Raw genomic sequence first — 19,906 nt, 5'->3', positions numbered from 1 at the left:
CCTATTGTAACAATGTGAATTGATATCTAAACTTGATATCTGCATCACCAGTTACTCTTAGTATGTTCTTACCAACAGGGAATGAGAGATAGTTATTATTGAAATCTTTGTATCGGTATGTGACTGCCAATGATGTTTCAATGTCCTGATTCTCATTGTCTACAAACACTATTTCACCATGAATGAGACTTTTAAACTTAAATTCTTCATTGTTGTGTGAAGTGTTGATGATACTGAAATCACCGTTGCCTTGTTTTGTTATCCAAATCTCAGGAGAGCAGTTCTTATCTCCCTTATTGTCAAACAATAGGATTGGTTCAAAGTAAAATGTTATGCCTTTAAATTCAGGAACCTCATCGTAAGAGTTTCTTACAAATAACACTCTAAACACGATACTAACATTAAAGAATCCAACATCTTCAACGACATCTGGAATATGAGCACCATTTATACAGTTTTGCCACTCTGACCAGTTGAGATTGTCACGAGTAAAACGAGTTTGAACAACAATCTTAGAACCAATTGGCTCAACTGATTCCCAAGATATTTTACTCAACACACCATCTGCGCTAATTGGAATTGGTATAGCTTCAGAAGTGTAATTACCCTTAAGATTGATAATTGATTGCCACGTAGTCATATCGTCACCTAACCAATCTTACCGAAAGGATAGAATAGTGCTGCACTACCAGCTTCTTTCCATCTTGTTATTCGATGTGTTGCCCATGAAGCATTTTTATCATATGTAGTAGCGCCATCAACTGTTTGCCATGGCGGTTCTGTGTTGCCTGATTCACCAGCTTGAATGTTTATATAAAACCTACCATTATCGATAGTGGGCAATACGATATCATTGCGTTTGTATTGTGTATCAGCGGCCCATGTACTTGCCAATCGAGTATCATTAAATTGTGCGTCAGTGGAGACGGGGAAGATGGGTTCTGTATAGCCAGAAGTTCCTGATTGCACACAAATATAAACATGACCATTATCAACTCTAGGCATAATATAGTCACCAACAGTATAGCTCTTAAGCATTTGCCAAAATGGAGCTGCTTTACCTGTGCGGACATTTACCCATCCAACATACCCATCGTATACGGGAGCGCTATTGTATAAACGTTTAGTTCTTAGATAATCTCCACTTGCTGGAGTAGCAGATACATAATCATCCGATATAAGATCAAGTAAATTAAAATTATCGCCAAGCTCTCTGATGGTTTTTTCTATTTCGTCCGTAAAGGAGGGTATCTTGAGTTTAAGTTTATTTGATTCAGTAGACATTTGATTCTCCTTTCTTTAAATATCTGACCATTTAGTACCAGAAGGAAAGTCAGACCATTTTGGCCTTGCTGAATTAAGTATTAAATTTCCTTGTGGATTTATAATTGTTGATTGATGTGTTCCCGTTGAATATGTATTCTTTTTTATTTCAAGTGGAGTATGGTTCCATTGGTATGTACGAGAAGTCATGATAGGGGAATAAGAGTAGGGAGAATCACAGCGGAAAGTTAAATTGATATATCCTTGTTTGAGACAGTTGTGGACCAAAGTGGAATCATCAACGACCATTGCGTAGAAAATGCGCTCAGCTCCTAAACCATCTTCATTAACAAAGTACAACTCCTGATAATAATCATGCTGAGTCAACCACTGGGCAACTTCACGAATTTTTGCTGTGTTCCAAGTATCTTCAAATGCAAAAGAGACCGAAAACTTTAGCGGTTCAGTTTCAGTCCTCATAAAGTATGGTTTATCGTTACCTTTAACCTTTTCCTCAACTATTTCTCTAGAGGGAAAGAAAATATCTTCTTGCATCCCACTGTTCAAATTCACGTTGAGTATGCCATAGTCAACAGATTTGATACCAGCAAAAGAAAAGTAGAGGGAGTCGCGTATTGTAATCCAAATCACCTCCAATATAAAATTTGGACAAATAAAAAAAGCCCTATTTATAAGGCTTTTTGGTTGCTAATTTCTATGTAAAATCGGTATTTCATTTAAAGAATGGACTTAAAGTTCACCCAATTTAAAGAACATATTAGTCAAAGGCTTGCTATACGAGAGTACTTGGAATTCGTGAAGCAAGTAGAACTCCATGCAATTCGGTAATGATTCAACGCTCATGAACAGACATCCTGAAATTTGAGAAATTTTCTCGGCGGTGTCCAAAGAATGAAGCAATAAATATCTTCCGTATCCCTTTTTTCTATATCTCGAATCAACGCCGAGATAATGCAGTTTAACAGCAGGGTAGAATTTAAACGAAGGGAGATCTTCCATGCCATGTTTTCTTCGTTTTTCCTTACCTATCTCCATCATATCATTGTATAATGTATAGTACCCGACGAGCTTATGTTTGTCATCAAAGAAAAGTCGGGTACTAGCAAGGTTAAGGTGTTGAAACCGAAGCGCTTGTTCGTGTAGAAAATCTCCGACTGTTGGTTCATCTTCACATTGAAAGCTCTGGATTAATTCATAATCAGCTTCCTCCAAAATCTTACTGTGCATCGTCCAGCCTACCTTTGCTTATTTCTTTTCCCTAAACTCCTTCATCATTTCGCGCATTCTGTTCATGCCCACGCTTTCAGTTTTCTTAGTTTGTTTTGCATAGCTGTCAAATCTTTGGGCATCACTTTCATTGATCACGGCTTTTGTTGGTCGAATAGGTTTAATTTCTGTAACTGCTCCCATATCCTTTTCCTCCTTGGTCATCCCCAGATACCTCCACTGTTTGATTTCTATAGTGGTAAAAGTTTGTCCCATCCATGATTACTTATACCCATTTTTCAAACTTTATATAGAGGATCTAAGACAATTATATCAGGTGTAACGTTACACGTAAAACAAAATGTATGATTTTGGTATCTAAACGGTATGATTTTGATACAATTTGTGTACGTTTATTGAATGATTTTTGAAATTTGTAAGTGATTTTTTGCTGATTTAGTTCTAAATTAAACAATTCAAATCATAAGGAAAGAAGTCTTATAGGTAGTAAAAGTATGCTTTCATGGGAATATCACTATACAATTGGAGTTTGAATAACCCGATAAAGATTATAGCCCCTGTATAAGAAAAAGGAGGGAGGAAGGATAAATTCGAATAGATAGAGTAATTATTAGGGTCGGAATATTGGCTTTGACCATTCTTTCATTTGTGCTATTCTCTGATATTAGTCAACCTGTCGAGCATAAAGGTAACTTTTACACAACTGAGAAGGCTAGTTTTGGTATGATGCTTAGCTTATGCGTAACCGCTATACTGGGTGCGATAGTTGGCTATTCAGCTACCGAAGAAAAAGTACTCGTAAGAGCCTCATTATTGTACAACTTTTCAGCATGGTTGTTTATGTTGGTGATACAGTATGGAAGAATTGTGTACAATAAAGGTATGTTTGATGGATTAATATTAAGCATAATGGCGTGGTCAATATTATTTGTTGTAATACATATGGTTTCTGCTTTCTTCTTATCCAAGATAGATAGGAAAAGAAGAGAGCGAGAAGAAGAGGATCGGTGGAAAGAAAACATCAAAAAGGTTGGCATTCAATATGTGTATACGTTTGATGATGGAAGTGAAATTACAGTAACACAAGAAGATATGCTTTTAGATGAAAAGAAAAGTGAGTAGAGAGGGCAATTTAGCCCTCTTTTCTTTAGGTGCTGTATACTTCAACTAAAGCATATCAATTCGCTACAAGTTGTTTAGAGTGTTCTTTTTTTAACTTCTCAATGATATACACTTGACCTTTAGGAGTCACTTTGATTGTTGTACTCAACTTTACTCCATAGGGTGTGTTTACTGTATTTTCTTCCACCACAAACAAGTTTAAATTCATTGCATACTGTGATGGTTCACGTTGACTGCTTAAAATCAACTTCCAGTCACGAAGTTTTTGATAGAGTTTCTTTTCTCCAATGTTAATACCCTCATCTTGAACAATCTTACTTAATTCGCGAACAAGTATATTGTCGCTGGATTTCAAAGCTGTCTCAGCAAAAGTAATGAGTGGCTTATATTCCTCAATTTTTACTTCTAGGAGTTTCTTTTCTTTCATTTGAGTAAAGTAAGCAATAGCCCGATCCTCTTCAGATAGCATCAAGTATTGATTCGCAGGATTATGGATAAATGCCTGAGCGAGAGCATCTTTGGCTTTAAGTTGATACTCAATAAGTTTATCAACCACCTCTGGACTGTTATCTTTCATGGTGGGAGTTATACTTATTTTTGCAAGCCAGAGCGGGAGATACTCTACATCAATCGTTAAAATATCTTGAATTCCCCCATTGGTAGGGAGGGTTAAATTTAACCCCCCTTTGTTAAGTACAACATCGTTCTTTATTCTTTTGCGTTCATTCTTCATTTGATCTTCTGTAAGACCAATTCCCTCACATACCCATCGAACACCCACATAGACTTTACCATCATCAGTTTTCACTCCTAGAAGTTCACTTCCATTGAACTCGACAAGTTTTTGCTCATAACTTTCCACAATGCTCATTTTACCGACCCCTTTATGTATTTATTGATATCAAGAAGAATGTCGCAAGCCATTAAAGTGGACATCTTCATAAATCTAAATGCATCCGCGTTATCCCAACCAATGACGAGTTCATATTCAGTTGTTTCTTGCAAATCCATCTGCTCCAACATATCCAGTACAAGATTCTTGAAGTCGTAAGAATGTGGTTTTCTATTAATTGTTGTTGGATTATAATAGATAAACGTAAGAATTCCTTCGCCATGGGAAATTGCGTCATATGCGTCTGCTTCATCGTGTCCTGTCGTATACCAGACTCTACCAACAATATCTCTAATGTAATAGATATTGAAATCTTCATTTATTTCAATACACTGAATTCTTTTACGCAAAACTAACTCATCTCCTTTATCTGTTTATAGATAGATAATACATCTATATATAGATAAAGTCAATTGAGTGTTGTAGTTTATTGCAATATAATTTATAATAAATATGTATTATCTTTGTGTATTAAGGAGAAATGAAATGGTTAAAATCGATATAGATAAAGTGTTAAGCCGTTTAGGTGTTTCATATAATCAACTTGCGGTACGTTCTAAAATCAGACCAAACACACTTACCGAACTTAAACATAATAGAGCTAAGCAAGTGAGTTTTGAGACAATCGACAGAATACTGACGACACTAAATGACATTGCAATCGAAAGAGAATTGGGAGTTGTTTTTGATATTCAAGATATAATGAAATATGACTATAATAAAAATGAAATCAAATAAAGCACCTATCTCTAGGTGCTTCTTAGTTGGATGGCATTAAAACATATAGATTTTCAATGAATCATAAGTTGTTGATTTGGGGTCGGCTAAATCAATCGCAAGTTTGCCCGAGGAGTTTTTAATATTTGGGTCAGCTTTCATTTTCTTAAGTTCCCCAAAGTAAAAAATGTTTTCAGTTTGAATCGCGAGATGGAGGGAGGTATTACCATCCTTGTTTTGCAGATCTGGATTTAAAGAATTTCTATTAATTGCTTTAAATGCTTCGTAATTGTTTTCTGCAATTACATAATGAAGAAGAGAGTTGAGCGACTCACTGTCTTGGGCATTCACGTCTAATGTGCCATTGTTTAGTGCTGTACGAATTTTTTCAGCATCCAATTTGCCTTCTGTGCTATAAATTTCCTTCAAATTCTTCACCTTTTTACTTGCTATTGTATTTGTACTTGTTGTTGGGTTGCTCGGAGCGGTAGATGTGTTATTCGTAGGTGATGTAGTTGTGCTAGAGTTTTTTTGCGATTCTTTTAGTGACACTTGAGAACTAGTTACAGATTCAACTGAGTAGCCCATGGCATTTGCCGTGTCTCTAACAGGGAGATAAAGTTTCCCATTAACATTGAGAGGACTTTCAGATAGTTTTGCTTGAGACCCGTCAACTATTAACTTTACATTGGACTGCGTTGCTTTCAGATAAGTTGCAGCTCCGACAGCAGATCCAGCAGTTACTGCTACACCTACAATTGCCCCAAGCATGAATGTTGGCAGTTTAGATAGTATTTTTTTCATTTGTTATGTACCTCCGAAGTTTTATAGTAGAATTATCCTATTTACCTAGATAGATTATACTATATTCATCGGCAACTTAATTGGAAAAGTTTAGTTCAGATCAATACGAGTACCATTAATTTTCACATTTCTTGTTGAATTGATGTTTATGTCACCGTTTTGAGTAATTTCAATGTAAGATCCGGACTCAGTGCCGATTTTTACTGTTTTTGCAGCAAGAACATTAAACGAGTCCATCGTAATATTTACTTCCCCGCCCTCACTTTTAAGGGATATACCGTCATCGCGCAGATCAATACTTCTTAATCTTGCTGTATTTGAAGCTTTATACTCCTGTTTATAGCCGCCATTGTATTTGGTGTTGACCATTTTAGCTCGATCATCAGCACCGCCATCACCTGTACCAATTTTCTCGACAGGTTGAGCTGCATCACCAGATCCCTCAAAGGTCGTTTCACGCTTAATCTTCTCTTCCATATTATAGACCATAACAGGCCATGCAGTTTCTTCAACTGTCATTAATCCCATTTGTTCTGATGTAGTCCAATAGAGTTTACGTCCATCTGAAAGTTGTTTTTGTGATCCTGCACCAGTAACCCTACCAGTAATCCATTTAACCGAATTACCCTCAATACGTACATAGTCTGACCAACCTTGAATTGCAGCATTAGTAAGAGTGGAGAGCTTGCCAGCAGTGAGATTGGATATGATCCCATCTTGAGCAGTAAGCATGTTGGCAGCAATAAGTTCAGCGTCTAGAGCACCTATACCTATTGCATCAAAACCGCCAAAGTCGATGTATTTCTTTTCGGAGTCGATGAGGAGGGTGTTATTTTTATCTGTAACGACAAGCTTCTTGAAAATCGCTGTTCCGTCCATCTTGATCCACATTGGAGCCCCTTCTGGAAAAGTATCTTCATCTGCTTCGGAACCCGCGAAAAATCCCAGTGAGGGCCACAGCTTCATTACATTGCCACCATCACGAAGAGTTAGCTTATTACCATTTAGTTCACCATTCTCAAACTTTGAGTTGGTAATATAGGCGTTTGTAGCCCAGAGGCTCTCTAAAAAGCAATTTCCGTTATAATCGACGCGAAAAGGACTAGCTGCCCAAGTTTCAGCACCAATACCAAGTCCAAATTCATTTATCACGATAACTTCATTATCATCACCAACACGCAATCTAAAGTTACCATCCAAAGATAAACCTAAAACATTTGAAGTTACTCCATTACGAATCTTATCAATGTAGAACCCTCTAGAGTTATCCATCCCTGATACATTAGTAATTGTTCTATCATTGCAATTACTCGAAGCGTATCTGTTTACGTGTAATCCAAATACGTCTGGCTGTTCTGATGTTAGTCCCAAACGTAGAACAGGGCGACCACATCGATCATCAATCATTAGTTTGGAGCCTTCAATTGTAAATACACCTGAATCATCTTGTATAACAACGCGAGATCCAAGTATAATTTTGCCTAACACCATCTCAGCGATAACGCCATCAGCGGAAATTGCTGTCTCATACTTTAGTCCGCCACTGCGTGTCAGCGCTAAAGTTCCGTGTGTACCTCTCAGGAATCTGAGGGGATCATCGGGGTCATATATTGTAAGCCCAGTTCGGGAAAGTTCTACAAATTCGTTGCTCGCCATATTGACTTCATTGGTAACTTTGTTCCACACATTTTCGAACAAACGGCTCATCTCAGACGAATCGACTACAGCTTTAGTCCAATCAGGTCTTCCATTACTAACAACTACACTAGTATTCTTTGTATCCTTCAAGAACTTCTCTATTCTTGTACTCTCATCGTTTACATTCTTAGCATTACTCAACGTTAACTTAATACTCGATCCACCAAAGTCATAGCTAATCTCACTAATCCTTGCTGTTAACTCAATCCCCAATGGTTCATATTTAACATTTACAAAATCACCAAGGTTTAGCTTTTTCCAATTACGCTGCTCCTCAATAATCTCCAAAAAGTTAACAATATCAATCTCTACCGCTAATTGAGGAACTTGTAACTCTTTAAATTTCTCCAAAGTAGCATCGTATAAATCTTGCTCATCTATATACACATCATCGCTAAAATCTTTATTGATCATATAAGGATTCAATTCATACAGTTGTTCACTTGTAAAGTTATTCTCCGAATCCAACAATACTTGTAATGCCTTAGTCCGATTCTGTACATCTGAAATCTGATTTAACTTGTTATTAACTTCAATTTGCTTCAGGTTGATCTGATTTTCCTTATTGTCTAAACTGTATCGTTCTACGATTGCACTATCATTGCCAGCCATTTGATACTCTTCAATACTAATAGTAGCAACTTGCATGAACACACCAGTAGTTGATCCATTGACAGTAATTGATGTTGTCTCTAAATTGTTCAGCTTACCTAGCATTACCCATCTGCCCGAAGTAACAGGTTTAACAGATCCATTCAACGCAACAGTCACACCAGAAGTGGAGTCAACTTTAATCATAGCTGCGTAGTTATAACCCTTATTCAACTTGAATGTTCTCGATGTACTTCCGCTATGACTATACTTCTCAAAGAACATCTTATCTCCAAACTGCTGAGCTAATGTGACTTCTTGTACAACTTTTTCATCTTGTTGTAGCTTATTTAAATCAATCTTAAGCTGATTTAACTGTGTCTCATAGCCTTCTAATTCCTCAAGATAATCTTTAAACAATCCAGTCTTACTCTCAACTAACGCCTCGTAATCCAACAGCGCATGACACAGTGAATCCGACATCCAATGACTTGATGAAATCACTGTTTTATTGGCATCTCGTTCAAATGGATAGATCCAATAACCATAGTTTTCAATGTAATTCTGTCCAGTTGGATTTACTTTATTGATACCCAATCCATCTTTACCCGAAGCGGAGAGACGTGTAACCATTTCCTCTGAGCTACGATTACGACTCATACTCTTCATTAGTTTGCCGTAGGACACGGTTAAGCCCATATTGATTCCTGTTAATTCAGGTTTAGTCATACTCAGTGTTCTGGTATCAGTATCGAATGTGACTATTGCATTGTAGACTTCAGCAATAGAATAGATTGCTTCGAGGACAGTAGAGGAGGGGAATTCAAACGATCTGTAACTTAACTTAAAGTCTGCATCGATATAATCTACATTCCAAATTGTATTACCTAAACGAAGCATATCTTCAATAACTTTATCTGCTCCGTATGACTCAACTTCATAACTTTTGATCAATTTGTCAGCCAATTCACGAGTCAAAGAGTAGCACTTAACATCCATAATGTCCGAATCATCGAGATTATCACTAATATCATTTACAATAAACCATTCAACTTTAACCCCAGTAACAACTTTGATTAAATATCGTTCCTTGATTAACTCCACATTCTTATTCGGCTTCAACTTGTGATGCTTATCAATAAAGTAGGGGAGAGAAAATGATAATTCGCTCACATCATTTAATTTGACATCAATGCCATCATTAAAGATTTCGCTTAATTTACTGATAATCTCACGATTAGGTTTAGCCAGAAAGTATTGTGGTTGAATAGGCTTCATTTTACGATCAATTTCTCCTAACATACACTTTCCTTTCCGATAAATAAAAAGAAGAGGGGGTTAACCCTCTCCTTAAATTGTTCTTGTTTTCAATTGTTTATTTACTGCACCAAAGAATTTGTCACTTAAACTTTGTCCAGTATCTGTGTCTTTAGCAACAATAGTTACATTCTCAATTCTGACACTGTTGTCTGTGCTGCTTGACTCAGTATTGCCCTTAGGAGATATAGAGTTTAAGTTCAAACCACTCTTAAATCTATCAAACATGTCTCGTGCTACATTAATTATCTTCAGCACGTTTGATGTGTCCGATTTGTTGAGAACCAATTCTTTCTCGTGTGCCAATAGGAATTTACCTTCCTTACCGATACCAGCAGGAGTCATACCGCCAGTCTCAGCGCTGAAGATTTTCTGATTCACTAAATCTTTAAAACTTCCATCAGGAAATCCATACACGGAACGCAATTGGTCATTCTTGGACTTAAGTGAATCAAATTGCTGAGTAAGATTCTTGTATTGGCTAGATGCTTTGTCGAGCTTAGACATTTCTGCCTTAATCGACTCAGCAGACTGTTTATTGCTCAGATACTCAGTCCAAGCAACACGAGCAGCAGTTGTACCTTTAATGGTCCCAGTTTGACCAGAAGAACCGCTCCTACCAGTTCCACCACCACTTCCCGGCTCGGTAGGGGAATAGTCTCCAGATTTAAACTTGTCTAAACCAGATCTGCCCAACTCAAATTGATCCAAAAGATTCTGCATTTCCTTTGACGTTTCGAAAATATGAGTTTTCATGTTGGCAAATAACTTGTCATACTCACCACCAATGATTCCAAGCGTAGCAGTTACAACGATAGCATCATTACTCATCAAGCCTTGTTTGAGATTATAAAAGTACTTTTGATCTTCTAAGATGTCTTTGTATTTACGCTCAGTCTTTTTCTTCTCATCGTCCAATTTATCAAGAGCATCCTGATGTTGTTTGTCTTCTTCATCTTTAATCTTATCGTTGTAATTCTTGTGGTCATCAAGTTGGTCTTGTAGGCCTTGCTTAACCAATTCACGGTCACGATCACGTTGATATTTTCGAATCTCCTCATCAATAGTGATGAGTTGATTTTCTAGTTCTTTACGCTTAGCTTTGCCTGACATTGAGTTATCAGCAGAGAGAACATTGATTCTGTCCTGAACTTTTTGACGCTCGTCCATTTCCTTCGTAAGCTCTTCGGTATAATCAGTAGATGTATTCTCACGGTCAAATGCTTTGAGTCGTGAATTGATATAATTCTCAAACTGCTTTTGCTCATCATCAATGTTCTTGATGCGTTTCTCATGACGCTCATTCTCTTTTTTAATCTCCTGATCAAGACCCTCAAGCGCCAAGTCACGTTGTTGTTCAATGACCTTCTTATACTCATCAATGATATTATCAGCCGCAGACTCACGCATATCTTTAAGAGTCTTATTAACATCGGCTAGGGCTGAATTAGTACCAAGCAGAGATAAATTAAGTTCCTGAAGTTTATCATTGTAGTAGACAGTCATCTCAGCGTTTAATTTATTGCTGGTCAAGAGTGATTTCACATAGGCAATCTCTTTAGCAATAACAGCACTCTTATTCTCCAGTAGAGGAATCTGATTGCGCAACTCTTTGTTATATTCAACTGTACCTTCAGTTAACAGACTTAAATTAGCGTCTGATAATGCTATCGAGTCGTCATTTGCCTTGACTTGAGTTTCATAAGCCGCAATTTGACTATCAAAAATACTCTTACGTTTATCATCAATTTGAGCCTGATAATCCCACCATTTAGCACTATTCTCAGCCAACTTAGCATCGTATTCACCCTGAGTGATTTTATTCTCAAGTAGTTGTTGACGAATATCTTTATTCTGTTGCTCAATTAACTTTTGTTCTTGCTGGAGGTAACTACTCTGAGCCATTTCCTCTTTACGCCATTCAGGACTATCCTGTGTAAAGCGACTTTGCTTATTGGCTGATAATTCACGTTTCGATTGTAGTTTTGCAATTTCATTGTCGGTTCCAGCAATTATAGTTTCAACAATATCTAAGCCAACCTGATAAAGACTTGCCTCTTTAGATGATAAGTTTTGCTTCTCTTCACGCACGGCATCATCTTGTTCTTTTTGGGTTGCTTTAACAATCTCAGTTGTTGTCTTACCATCAGAGCTAGTAGTTTTAACTTTAGTAGCTGAGCTATTCATTGAAGGGGCACTAGTAGTTGCGGTAGATTCGCCAACGCCATTTATACGTCTAGCACTACGATACTTGGGAGCCCAGTAGCTACTATCTAAACTTTGTTCCTTAAGGCCGGAATTGCCCATTTGAATAAACTTGCCATTACCAGTATAGACACCAACATGAGATGCTTGCTTCCCTTTAACTGTTTCAAAGAATACCAAGTCGCCTTTTTTTAGATCTTTCTTATCAACAGCAGTGCCTTGTTTGGACTGTTCAGCAGCAGTACGAGGGAGGTTGATACCAAGGAATTCATCAAACATCTCTTGAACAAACTGCGAACAGTCAGAAATAGCGCCTTTAACAAATTGATCATAGGTGCCTTTGAATTTGCCGCCAACTTGCTTATATGTGAACTTACCCTGTAAGCCAAGAGCATTAGTGAGGAGCGTATCTAGTTTTGTACCAGATCCTGTGGATGAACTTGAAGATGAAGAAGGTGTGGTTGAAGTATCATTTGAGGAACTCGTTGTAGTAGTCTTAACCTTTGTAGAGACTAGTTCAGAGGGATTCTTGAGGGCTTTCTTAGAAGTAGCTATTGAATCTTCAAGTAACCTTTTCTCTTCTTTGAGGTTTGCTAAGTATTCCTTAGATCCTTTAACCATTGTGCTACGTTCATTTTGAACTTTCTTGATAGCATCAGCAAGGTCAAGAAGACGCTTCTGAGTTTCCGTTAGAATCTCATTGGTATCTGTGTAAGATTGATTCGACTTGTCATTGGACTTAGTAGCATCCTGTACAGCCTTATCGCCATTCTCAACCATTTGCTTGGTGTCAGAACCAATACTTTTCCAAGTCTGTAGTGTTGCAGTTAACTCAGCTAATTTTTCTTTTTCATAAGTTAAGTCAGCTTGTTTCCCACCAGCAGATCTAACAGCACCCATTCTGGATTCAGTCTTGATATCTTCCAATGGATCTTGTCCAGCAATGTCTGAATAGTCTTCTTTCATCTGATCAATGAGTTTCTGCCGCGCGCTCATCTCTAATTCAACAGCAGCAATTCTTTTCATCGAAGCTTCAATTGCTATTTCTGTTTTCTTTATTTCAGCATTGATAAACTCTGTTTTCTCTTCTTTTTTTGCCTTTATGAATTTTAAAATAGAATCTTTACTAAGACCAGTGATCTTAATAAAGTCACCATACTTTTCATTCATCTTCTTGATAGTGTCAGCAGAAAGTGTATTCTTTTTGGCTAGTTCGGACTGAGCCTTATTTAAAAGCTCAACTTCTTCTTTGGAATTAGTGGCCCATACCGAAAGCTCATCAAGCTTCTTAGACATTTCGCTGACTTTTTGTCCTGTTTGATCAGCGGAATTTCCCAAACCATCTACAGCATCTTCTGTATTCTCAACGCCTTCGACTACAGGAGCATAGTCAACTTGAGAAATAGCAGCACCCATATTTCTATAGGATTCAGCAGTTAAATTAGCGACACCCGGTAGAGATTCTAATAGAGTCATCCCTTGTTCAGCATTTTTTATGTTTCCGCTCTGAACACTTTCAAATACCTTGTTTAAATTATTCTTGATTTGATCGGCAGGGATTTTGCTTTCAGCGGCAGCCTGAGCATAAATATCGATAAATTTGCGAGTCATTCCGCTTATCTTGACATTATTTCGTTCCTGCTCATCAACATACTCTTGACCAGCGTTCTTAAGGATTAAGGCTTTCTTATTTGTATACTCTTGAAGTTTAGTGTTAGTTTCATCATATGCGGATAATTCTTCTTGCAATGCCTTAGCTGCATTCTGAGCGTGACGACTATTTGCATCATACGATGGATCTGATGTGCTAGTTTGACTAAGAATCTTTGTTCTTAAATCATATTCTTCTTGTGCTGCTTGTTTACTTTTTTCTAAAGCAATTAATTGTTCTTTGTACTTAGAAATATTGCTTTCAATGTCACGTGAGTTTGCAGCGTATTCAATTTCTGCACGATCACGTTCTATCTTTAATTCTGCTTCTTTGAGTTCAATTGCGGATTTGATTGCTTCATTATTTTCTTGAATAGATTTGGTTTGTCCATCTATACCTTGAACAGTGATTCCGTATTTTGAAGATAGTTCACTTTCAATTTGAGCCAACTTTGATTTTTCATCATAATTCAAACTAGTTTTCTTGGATAGTTCATCATATTCGCCTTGTAACTTTTTAAGATTAGCCAAATCATATTGTTTCTCATTTAACGCTTCCGTTTTATCAGTGAAGTCCTCTGTTGCTTGAGTTGCATCAGAGAAGAGGCCAACAATGCCTTCGATAGCCCAGCCCAGTGCAGCAAATGCAGCTCCAATTCCTGTTGCAATCATGAGTCCACGAAGAGCAACTTTGGCTATATTAGCAGCACCAGATAGGCCCATAAGCGATATTTTAGATGCAATAGTAGACAAGGAGAATCTATTCATACCCGCAGAAGCTGTTCCAGTCTGTATAGTGAGTCCAAACATTGAGGCGATTGTTTTTGTCATTTCGATGATTAGCATACGGAATCCGAGATGGAGTCCCAGTAGTGCTACACTTGCCACCCCTAAGATGACAGGGAGAGCACCAACTACATCAACTACTTTAGCAACACCGTTTAACATGGAAGCTATGAGGGAGGTAAGAGTTACAATTGAATCAGAGATAATTGCGTCTCCAAAGGCGAGGGACATGGTTTCCCATGCAGTTTTCATTTTTTGGATTCGTGCTTCAAGGGATGCCATATATTTCTCATTCTCTCGTGTAGCCGAACCTTGAGAGTGAAGTGCCGCTTCTGTAGCTTGAACAGATATATCATAGTTGTCGAGCAAGGCAATGAAACGCGACAGCTGGTAACGCAAAACTGTTACTTTCAGGCATATAGCGCCTTACTGACTATACTAATGAATAATATAGCGGGACAGGTTCTTCCAAAAGTGTCTTTACACTTGACCTATCCTCTCTATGTTTCCATAGAGATCAGACTATAACATCTTCTTTTTTCAAAGAAGGTCAACGTTTAGTCGTTACGGTTGAAACGTTTGTGAGAGGTTTGAAAATTTTATGTAGTTTATTTAAATCTTTTCTGTAAAGCGCTATTAGTTTGATGTCGTTTTCTTTACATATAATAATTTTTTGATTCATCTTTTCCTTGTAACGTTCTCTTTCTGGCATACCGAAGTATTCTATAACGCTACCGTCCTCTAAGACCCAATCACATCTCTTTTTGCCACTTCTAGGGTCATCTACAAATTCCGTATAAGGGACTTCTTTTTCAAAGGAAATGTTGTTTTCTATAAAGAATTCAGTGATTGAGAGTTCTGCATTGGATAAACAAACTGTTCCATCCGAAGCTTTATGGAAACCACAATAGCCAAAAATATTAATAGGGTTAGGAGTCAGATTTGCTTCCAAGCATGCTTCATTATAGGAGCCAAAGTATCTATAAAATGTCATCGGAGAGGGAGTATCTTCGTCAGCCAAAATTTCGTCCATGGTGGGTGTATGTCCAAGTTTTTCTGCAAGTGTTTTAAGACAATTCATTAGTTCGTCTTTTGAGAATTGCATATTTGTAATAGTCTTTTTTAATCCTAACTTTGCGGCTTGACACATAATTGCAGTAAGACTTCTGTTCTGAAAGTACATGTCCTTCAATTTACGATTTGAAGTATTGTGATACGTTTCCTTTAATAAATCATTCTCTTTTTGAGACCAAGGCTCTCTTGAGATTATTCCCATTTTACTCGCTTTACAGTGAATGGCAGATTCAGTTCTAGTAGGGAAAAACCTTTTTACAAATTCTTTAGTGGGCATGGAATTATAATACTTTCTTATATATTCTCGTTCCTCATAAGTGTAATGGAAGTTTTCCCTCTTTAACTTTAGTCTACTTGCTTTTTGAGCTATTTCTTCCTTTGTGAATTTTGGGATTAGACCTAGAAGAGATTCCCATGGCTCATCAGAATATCGTTCTAATAAGATATCTAATTCGTCTTGAGTCCATTTCTTGTTAAATCTTTGAACTTTGTATTTGTTGAGAATGTTGTAAAAGTTTTTGACGTTATATTTATCACAAATGTCCTTAGGTTTAATTCCGTTTTTGTAGTCCTCGATAATGCTGAGTTCGATATCTTTATGTATGTAAATCATTCTCCAATACTATTGTCTCTCTCACAAGACGCCTTACCTCGGTATTGCCTTCGACATGACTCGCTAAGGTGTCCACCGATATGGTTGACTTTGCATAAACCAATCACTTGATTATGGGGCCGTTATGTTAACCCGCCAGCTGTACTGCCGTATATTGCTGTTGCTCTTTAGATAATCCAGTCCATTTACCCGCTAGATCGTCCATAATATCTGAAACATCTCTGACATCGCCGTTCATTTCTCGCATTGAGACCCCAACGCCATTGAGTACTTCCTCTGATTTTGCCATTGATGTCATACGGGAATATATGCTTTTCAAACTATTACCTACCACTGCACCACTTTCACGCGTCGCAGTGGTAATTGCTGTAGTGTTTCCGAGGAGAGTTTCCATTGATACACCGAAGGTATTCGCTGAAGAACCCGCCTTTGTCATGGAAAGCGCTAGATTTTGAGTTGTGATTGCGAAGTTGTTATCGCTATATCTGTTACTTTCGGACATTAATCACCCTACTGACTACGATGTTCGTAGCGGAAGCGCTTCTTCCAAAAGTGTCTTTACACTTGAGCGCTTCTCTCTGTATTACTACAGAGTGCAGACTGTCGCTTCATCCACTGGATAGTGGAGCCTTTTCACTCAGTCGTTCAGGCTGTATTTAAACTTGCCCCTTGTTGTCCCAGTGGGAGATCCAAGTCAATCAGAAAAGGTTTATCTGCATGTATTACTACATGAGGAGACCGAATTTAATCTCATTTAACTTATTCGCAATTTCAATACTCTTACTTGCTTCCACATTAAAAATAGTCATTGCTGCTGTTAACGTATCCACCGATTCCTGTGGTGTTAGCTCAGAGATGTTCTGCAATAACGTTGTTGTCTTTGCAAGGTTCATGGTTTGATCTTCGTCAAATCCCATACGTGCGAATCCAATAGCATTCTCATTTACCTCTGTAATACTCCGACCCAACTCATTAGCCAATTGAATACTACGACTCAACATGCCCTCAAAGTCTGTCGACTCATCCATTACACGTTTTAGTTGAGTCATCTGGCTATCTACTTGTACAACTACACTTACCATGTCTCTCAATGCTCGTGTAACCATATAAACAGATGAAGTTGCACCTGCCCACATAGCTACTTTAGATGCTGCATCACCAAAACGTTGTCCTAGTGTTCTAGTTTCATTGCCAGCTAACTTTGCCTGAGATGTAATCTGTGTTAACTTAGTCTGTAACTCTGTTAATGCATTCTTATAATTGCTAACTTTCGACACATTGCCCAATTGAGCGTTCAACGCATTTAACTCAGCAACAGCAGAGGAGTTACCCTTAAACTTAGTCTGTGCTGCTGTTATCTTAGCTTGCATATCAGCAACAGCTTTTTGTCTATTTAAATTTTCAGTAATAGCTGCTGAATGTGCCTTATCCAAAGCATCACGATCACGAGCAATCTTCTGTTCCTCAGCAAATCGTGTCCTCAACTGATTAAGAAATTGCTGATTACGTTGTTCTTCCTCTTTGAGATTCTTATCTGCTAATGCTTTACGTGTTGTATATTCCTGTTGTGCTGCTTGTTCACGCTGCTTATTGATCGCTTGCTCTTTTTGTAATGCATCTTGTTGTTGCTTGAGGTAGTCAGTTATCTGACTGTAATTCTTAACATTTCCTTCATTGTCTACATTGACGCTAACTTGTTGACCAGTCTGATTTTTATATGTATTGGTCGTACTATTGATCTCACCAAGTTTATTCTTATTGGCTCTAGTTCTAGCTAGGGAATACCCATCTAATTCTTTTTCAAGTTGCTGTAGAGTTTTCTTTTGTTCACTGTAAGCCTTGGTTTCTTCATTAATCTTTTTGGTGGTCTGAGTGATAATTGAGCCGTTGGCTAATTGCTTCTGTGTTACCTTTTCAATTGAGCCATCCAGCATCTTGGTTGTCTTAACTGACTCATTAATTACTTTTTGTTGCTGTTCCAATGCAGTACTCAATACTTTAGTTGCTGCTACAAACTCATTCATCGATTTAACAAATGATTTATCAATATCCACCTTCAAATTTAAAGATTTGAGAGAGGGATGTTTAGCTAAAGCTTTAATTTCATCGTTGATATTCTTAACGCTGGAACCCATGCTGAGACCAGCTTCAATCAAAATCTTCAAATCAGTCATAATACTTAAATCACTTCCTTTTTGCTTCTAATATCTAAAGAGAAATAAAAAAGAAGCGATTCAAATGATCGCTTCCCAATGTTTACTCGTATTCAATTTGTTCTACCAGCTCACACATCAAATCATAAATATCTGCATCTTTACCTTCGAATGTTTCATGTGAATGGTTGATTACACTGTCTTTAATGGATTCAAGCATTTCACGATTATTCTCACTCTGTTCAATGATAAAGTGTTCATTATACAATTCGTTGATGTCATTTAAACGTTTAACATCATCTTTGAATGTATACTTATCGTCATTCATAATTGGCTGGTTGTTTTCATCGTAAATCAGATATTCCTTGTTAATCTCATTGACTTCATTCATAACCGATTGATATTTATCCAATATAATATTCTTGAATCTGGTTCGAAGTCGAGACGCTCTTCGCTCCAAATTGAGTGAGTGGAGATATGAAGCTAAAGCATCAAGTTGATAATTATATATTTTCATTTTTTGCTCCCTTTAAATCAAAATGAAATGGTAATTTTACTTTAATTTTGACAAGTGATTTGCGGCATAAAAGAAGGTGGGAAGAGTGCAATGGAGGGGTGAATAGTGTAAGTCTTACTTAGTTCTGCTACGTTTCGTTTGTTGATTCCACCATAGAAAGCAATAACTTCCTCAACCGTTCCTTCAACTTCAATTCCATTGATTTTTGCCTTCATTCAAATTCTCCCCTTTAAAATATCTTACTTTTCTCATCTTCAAAGTCACGTAAATCATAGATAGACGTTGTAGAAATATCGTTGTGATGTGCAACAAATTTGGATACCAAATTAATATCTACACCTGATTCCAACAAGTACGTGATACAAGAGTTTTTGAATATATGCACATTGACTCGTCTTTCTAGAATGTCGGACAGCGTATTGGAACAGAAATCATCAGACCATGCTGCTGACATCGGTTTAATCTCATTCCCATATCTAGTCGTGAAGATATAATCACTTTCATAACCGCGTTCATCAATCCACTTTTTGATATGGGGAATTACATCGAGAGGAATCATGTACTGCAAATTCTTGCCGTCCAAGCTCCTTCCTTTTCCACGAACTGTATGAGAAGTGACATAGTTTTGACCTTCTGGAACTTCATAATCTAGGATTTCGGATTTAAATTGAATGATCTCGGATCGTCTAGCACCAACCCTAAAAGCTGTAGCAAGCCAAGCCATACCAAGCCAGTTCTCATCTTCTTTAAGAACGTCCATCATCATGTCATATTCATCTTTAGTTACTTTTACTTTCTCATAAACACGGTTTCTTGCAATAGCAGGTAAACCACGAGTGAAGTTTCGGAACTGTTTGTAGTTTTCTTCTTCGTCGGCAATGATATTTTCAATGTGATTACATAGACTTGAAATTACTGATTTACGGAGACTAATAGCGGAAGAAGACATTTTTCGATTGTCCCGAATATGACTTAAATATCTCAAGAAGTCTCGTTTAGTAATTTTATAAAAAGGCTTGTTACTCATGGAGTTCACCATATACCATCCAAACTGTCGGATGACACTTGTATATTGCTTACGTGAAGCAGGGGAGAGGTCTTGTACTGATACGAATTCTTCTGCAATTAATCTATAATCCTCATTAACCTGTAACCACATTTCTTCGGTTACTTCTGCTTGTTTCTTAGCTGGTTCACGCAAGGTGTTTTGCTTAACTTCTTTTTTACTCAATTAACATCATCCTTATGTATATTGA

18 protein-coding genes are annotated in these 19,906 nt (G+C 37.4%); 2 read left to right on the top strand and 16 right to left on the bottom strand.

Annotated elements, in window-relative coordinates; translation table 11 throughout:
• Nucleotide 1: 1 nt before the first annotated feature.
• The 5 genes from NST33_RS18710 to NST33_RS18690 all read right to left on the bottom strand — a co-directional run bounded on the left by NST33_RS18710 (nt 2) and on the right by NST33_RS18690 (nt 2,715).
• Nucleotides 2–640, bottom strand: coding sequence for a hypothetical protein (locus tag NST33_RS18710; RefSeq protein ID WP_339304628.1), 639 nt, complete (start codon nt 638–640; stop codon nt 2–4).
• 8 nt (nt 641–648) lie between these two features.
• Nucleotides 649–1,284 (bottom strand): hypothetical protein, encoded by a 636-nt coding sequence (locus NST33_RS18705; protein ID WP_336761636.1) that lies wholly within the window; start codon nt 1,282–1,284, stop codon nt 649–651.
• A gap of 15 nt (nt 1,285–1,299) precedes the next feature.
• The gene (locus NST33_RS18700) at nt 1,300–1,914 is read right to left on the bottom strand and encodes a phage tail domain-containing protein (protein ID WP_339304626.1); all 615 of its coding nucleotides are present in this window, start codon (nt 1,912–1,914) and stop codon (nt 1,300–1,302) included.
• A 99-nt stretch (nt 1,915–2,013) separates the two neighbouring features.
• Complete coding sequence (locus NST33_RS18695) at nt 2,014–2,511, bottom strand: GNAT family N-acetyltransferase (RefSeq protein ID WP_339304624.1); 498 nt, start codon at nt 2,509–2,511, stop codon at nt 2,014–2,016.
• Nucleotides 2,512–2,529: 18 nt separating this feature from the next.
• Complete coding sequence (locus NST33_RS18690; protein ID WP_339304622.1) at nt 2,530–2,715, bottom strand: hypothetical protein; 186 nt, start codon at nt 2,713–2,715, stop codon at nt 2,530–2,532.
• A gap of 420 nt (nt 2,716–3,135) precedes the next feature.
• Here NST33_RS18690 and NST33_RS18685 point away from each other — a divergent pair, with 420 nt between their 5' ends.
• Nucleotides 3,136–3,633 (top strand): hypothetical protein, encoded by a 498-nt coding sequence (locus tag NST33_RS18685; RefSeq protein ID WP_146236110.1) that lies wholly within the window; start codon nt 3,136–3,138, stop codon nt 3,631–3,633.
• 55 nt (nt 3,634–3,688) lie between these two features.
• Here NST33_RS18685 and NST33_RS18680 read toward each other — a convergent pair whose 3' ends face one another.
• Nucleotides 3,689–4,504, bottom strand: coding sequence for a phage antirepressor N-terminal domain-containing protein (locus NST33_RS18680; RefSeq protein WP_167433612.1), 816 nt, complete (start codon nt 4,502–4,504; stop codon nt 3,689–3,691).
• The gene (locus NST33_RS18675) at nt 4,501–4,875 is read right to left on the bottom strand and encodes a hypothetical protein (protein ID WP_110895150.1); all 375 of its coding nucleotides are present in this window, start codon (nt 4,873–4,875) and stop codon (nt 4,501–4,503) included. Before NST33_RS18675 ends, NST33_RS18680 begins: the two co-directional genes overlap by 4 nt.
• Before the next feature lie 136 nt (nt 4,876–5,011).
• On the opposite strand from NST33_RS18675, the gene NST33_RS18670 reads away from it, so the two are divergent.
• The gene (locus NST33_RS18670) at nt 5,012–5,263 is read left to right on the top strand and encodes a helix-turn-helix transcriptional regulator (protein WP_167433611.1); all 252 of its coding nucleotides are present in this window, start codon (nt 5,012–5,014) and stop codon (nt 5,261–5,263) included.
• 36 nt (nt 5,264–5,299) lie between these two features.
• On the opposite strand, the gene NST33_RS18665 is transcribed toward NST33_RS18670, so the two are convergent.
• The 9 genes from NST33_RS18665 to NST33_RS18625 all read right to left on the bottom strand — a co-directional run bounded on the left by NST33_RS18665 (nt 5,300) and on the right by NST33_RS18625 (nt 19,881).
• Entirely contained in the window at nt 5,300–6,046 is a 747-nt protein-coding gene (locus NST33_RS18665) for a hypothetical protein (RefSeq protein WP_339304615.1), read from the bottom strand.
• A 90-nt stretch (nt 6,047–6,136) separates the two neighbouring features.
• Nucleotides 6,137–9,613, bottom strand: coding sequence for a phage tail spike protein (locus NST33_RS18660; RefSeq protein ID WP_339304613.1), 3,477 nt, complete (start codon nt 9,611–9,613; stop codon nt 6,137–6,139).
• A gap of 72 nt (nt 9,614–9,685) precedes the next feature.
• Nucleotides 9,686–14,692 carry an NlpC/P60 family protein gene (locus tag NST33_RS18655; RefSeq protein ID WP_339304611.1) on the bottom strand — a complete coding sequence of 1,669 codons (5,007 nt, stop codon included), beginning with the start codon at nt 14,690–14,692 and terminating at the stop codon, nt 9,686–9,688.
• A gap of 151 nt (nt 14,693–14,843) precedes the next feature.
• On the bottom strand, nt 14,844–15,980 hold the full coding sequence (locus NST33_RS18650; RefSeq protein ID WP_339304609.1) for a hypothetical protein: 1,137 nt from the start codon (nt 15,978–15,980) through the stop codon (nt 14,844–14,846).
• Between the two features lie 127 nt (nt 15,981–16,107).
• Entirely contained in the window at nt 16,108–16,482 is a 375-nt protein-coding gene (locus tag NST33_RS18645) for a phage tail tape measure protein (protein WP_099856713.1), read from the bottom strand.
• 223 nt (nt 16,483–16,705) lie between these two features.
• A complete protein-coding gene (locus NST33_RS18640) occupies nt 16,706–18,145 on the bottom strand; it encodes a phage tail tape measure protein (protein ID WP_339304604.1) in 1,440 nt (479 codons plus the stop codon).
• A gap of 91 nt (nt 18,146–18,236) precedes the next feature.
• A complete protein-coding gene (locus NST33_RS18635; RefSeq protein ID WP_339304602.1) occupies nt 18,237–18,593 on the bottom strand; it encodes a hypothetical protein in 357 nt (118 codons plus the stop codon).
• 98 nt (nt 18,594–18,691) lie between these two features.
• Nucleotides 18,692–18,865, bottom strand: coding sequence for a hypothetical protein (locus NST33_RS18630; protein ID WP_339304600.1), 174 nt, complete (start codon nt 18,863–18,865; stop codon nt 18,692–18,694).
• Between the two features lie 14 nt (nt 18,866–18,879).
• Complete coding sequence (locus NST33_RS18625; RefSeq protein WP_063563053.1) at nt 18,880–19,881, bottom strand: site-specific integrase; 1,002 nt, start codon at nt 19,879–19,881, stop codon at nt 18,880–18,882.
• Nucleotides 19,882–19,906 lie beyond the last annotated feature (25 nt).

It is taken from the genome of Paenibacillus sp. FSL L8-0435 (genome assembly GCF_037965655.1).
GTDB lineage: Bacteria > Bacillota > Bacilli > Paenibacillales > Paenibacillaceae > Paenibacillus.
The sequence above is the reverse complement of the archived record's forward strand: the minus strand, read 5'-3'. Positions and strand labels throughout refer to the sequence as shown.